Below are 3,386 nucleotides of genomic sequence, written 5' to 3'. Positions count from 1 at the left end.
ATCGGCATATAAATCTGGTAAAATTTGGTACATATAATTCAAATTTAAAAAAACTAAGCGGCGATTTGTTTCCTGATAACTACCGTAAACTTGAGAAATAGATTCGAACAAAGGTGCGCCAGTAGGGCAAATAAACGTATGTCCGTGCCAATAACTTGCCCACAAACTTATGTGGTATTTCGATTCAATTTGCACATTGTAATACGCGCCATTGCCTTCAATAAAATCTTCTAAATATAAATACATGTAACGCGATCCATTGCGGTATCCAACAGAATAATTATCGCTTTCAATCTTGGTGATAAAACCATGGTATTTGGATAAATCCAGTACAAAATTCATTCCTACCGCACCGTTCAGCAAAGTTTCGTATTTACGAACCGGATCGCTGTCAATTTGCCCGCCGTGATGATTGATTAAATATTGTACTGGTATTTGAATTTTAAATACATCGCTTGGCTCAAAAATGGTGAATTTCGAGGAAAGTCCGCTTATAATATGTTCTTGATACGTAGAACCAGGATATTCCTGCGACGCCCAATTAATCCACAAATCCACCCAAACTCTCTTCTTATTAATTTTTGCTTGAATACCATTTTCGAGTGGATTAGTAATACGATTTTCATAGCTAAACAAAGGCTCAATGTATTGATGATCCATGCAGCCTTCGTAATTTCCATATTGTAAAGAATAGCCATTTTTTTGTAATTTTAAATTAAAAACAGGCGCTATTGTTGTGAAATTTGGATTTCCAAAATCTTTTCGCGCAAACATTCCTAAATCAATTCGGAGGTAAGGATTGACAACGTAAGCCAAGCGCGAATTTAATTCGGTTCCAAACAAAGTTTCTCCGCTCACAATTGGACCAAAATATTCTGTGTTTTGTAAAAAATTAAAATCATTAAAAGCCAGTATTAATTTATTTGTATCCTTCGCAGAGAAATTATAGGAAGTTTGCAAAGCCTCGCTGTTTATCTGTGAAAATGAGGTAAATGAAATCCCGATAAAAAGGAGTAGGAAAATTTTTTTCATAAAATGTTAGGTCAAAAAAATATTTTTTTAAAAGAAATTTTGAATGGCAAATGTAGGAGAGTTTTTCGAAAATTTCTTTTTTGATTATTAGAAATGAATTAAAAGCGAATTGGCAATCCAGCTTTTTCCTATTTTTGGCTTCTGTAAAAAATAATTTTTCAAATGAAATATACCGTTTCTTATACGAATCCACATCGTCACTTTATAGATATTGAAATGGCGATTGACAATTTAAAAACGAACACGCTGAATGTGCAAATTCCGGCGTGGCGACCTGGTCGTTACGAATTGGGAAATTTTGCTAAAAATATCCAGAAATGGAAGGCTTTTGACAGTAAAGGCAACGAATTGAAGTCAAAAAAATTAACCAAAGATTGTTGGCAAATTGAAACCAAAAACTGCGAAATAGTTTTTATTCGCTACAATTATTATAGTGCCGAATTAAATGCAGGCTCTACTTTTTTGGATGAAAAACAATTGTACATAAATCCTGTGAATTGCTTTCTATATGTGCCGGAGCGAATGAATGAAAAATGTGAAATCGAATTACAAATTCCGGACGATTATAAAATTGCGACTTCTTTGCATCACGAAGGAAAAAATAATTTGAGTGCTGAAAATTTTCACGAATTGGCAGACAGTCCGCTAATTGCGAGCAACAGCCTGAAGCATTCTCAATTTATTTTAGATGGCGTTGAATTTAATCTTTGGTTTCAAGGCGAATGCAAATTGAATATACCGAAAATAATCGGCGATTTTTTTATATTCATCAACGAGCAATTTGTAACGATGCAAGGGTGTCCGGTAACGGAATACCATTTTTTATTTCAACTGATGCCACAAAAAATTCATCATGGCGTAGAGCATCTAAAATCAACAGTTATAGCCGTTGGACCTTCTTATAAAATGTTGCAGGACGATGCTTTTTTTAACGAATTTTTGAGCGTGAGTTCGCACGAATTATTTCACAGTTGGAACATCAAAACCATTCGTCCGATTGAAATGATGCCTTACGATTATACCAAAGAAAATTATTCGCGTTTGGGTTATGTTTGCGAAGGAAACACTACGTATTACGGAGATTATATGCTTTTTCGTTCTGGCGTTTTTTCCGAAACTGATTATTTTAAATGTTTTAACGGACAACTTCAAAAGCATTTCGACAATTACGGACGTTTCAATATGAGCGTTGCCGATTCGTCTTTTGATACTTGGTTAGATGGTTACAGTCAGGGCGTTCCCGATCGGAAAACTTCTATTTATACAGAAGGCTGTTTGATTGCTTTTATGATTGATATGCTGGTTCGAAAAAATACTCAAAACAAAAACTCGTTGGATACTGTGATGCGTTGTTTGTATAACGATTTTGGCAAAAAACAAAAAGGGTATTCCGAAGCGGATTATAAAAAAATAGTGGAAGAAACGGGTGGCTGTTCCTTCGATTCTCTATTCAACGACTTGGTTTGGAGAACAAAATCTTTTGAACCTTATTTGAACGAAACACTTTTTTATGTTGGCTTACAATTCACTGCTTCGCCTTCTAAAAAATCATGCGAAAGACATTTCGGATTTAAAATTTACGAAAACAATTCGGTGTGTAAAGTGTTAACTGTTGCGCCTGATTCTATTGCTGATTCTGCTGGATTGGCAGTGAATGATGAAATTATTTCCATCAATGGATTTGAGTTAAAGGATGATTTTAACGAGTGGTGTTCCCATTTCAGAAAAGAAAAAATAATTTTATCGGTGATGACCAATGGATTCCAAAAATCCATTGAAATGCAAGCTGTAAAAGACTCAGAGTACTATCCTGTTTATCAAGTTGAAAAAGTAAACGAAGCAACAGATGCTCAAAAAGAAGCGTATCGAATTTGGAGTGGAAAAAAATTCTAAGAGCGGGCTATTTTCCTTTTTCATCATCAATAACGCCTCAATAAATTTAGTACATTTGCCTTCCTTAAAAAAATAATTTTTGAACGATGTATTATAACAACATTCTCGAAACCATTGGAAATACGCCATTGGTGAAAATAAATAATCTGACAAAAGATGTAAAAGCTACCGTGTTGGCGAAAATAGAAACCACGAATCCTGGAAATTCTATTAAAGATCGGATGGCGCTTAAAATGATTGAAGATGCCGAAAAAGATGGTCGTTTGAAACCGGGTGCTACCATTATCGAAGGCACCAGCGGAAATACTGGAATGGGTTTGGCGATTGCCGCGATTATCAAAGGATATAAATGTATTTTTACTACTACAGATAAACAATCGAAAGAAAAAGTAGATGCCTTACGCGCCTTTGGTGCTGAGGTGATTGTGTGCCCGACGAATGTAGATCCAGAAGATTCACGC

At 35.1% G+C, this 3,386-nt stretch carries 3 protein-coding genes; 2 read left to right on the top strand and 1 reads right to left on the bottom strand.

Annotated elements, in window-relative coordinates:
• On the bottom strand, positions 1-1,032 hold a 1,032-nt coding region (locus ABIZ51_07600), incomplete at its 3' end, for a hypothetical protein (protein ID MEO7088638.1).
• A gap of 162 nt (positions 1,033-1,194) precedes the next feature.
• On the opposite strand from ABIZ51_07600, the gene ABIZ51_07595 reads away from it, so the two are divergent.
• Positions 1,195-2,925 carry a PDZ domain-containing protein gene (locus ABIZ51_07595; protein MEO7088637.1) on the top strand — a complete coding sequence of 577 codons (1,731 nt, stop codon included), beginning with the start codon at positions 1,195-1,197 and terminating at the stop codon, positions 2,923-2,925.
• An 86-nt stretch (positions 2,926-3,011) separates the two neighbouring features.
• Positions 3,012-3,386 (top strand): pyridoxal-phosphate dependent enzyme (locus ABIZ51_07590; protein MEO7088636.1); only part of this gene is annotated, 375 nt, incomplete at its 3' end.

The organism is Bacteroidia bacterium, assembly GCA_039924845.1.
In the GTDB taxonomy this organism is placed as follows: domain Bacteria; phylum Bacteroidota; class Bacteroidia; order DATLTG01; family DATLTG01; genus DATLTG01.
Note: the sequence above shows the minus strand (reverse complement) of the source record. Positions and strands in the feature narration are given on the sequence as shown.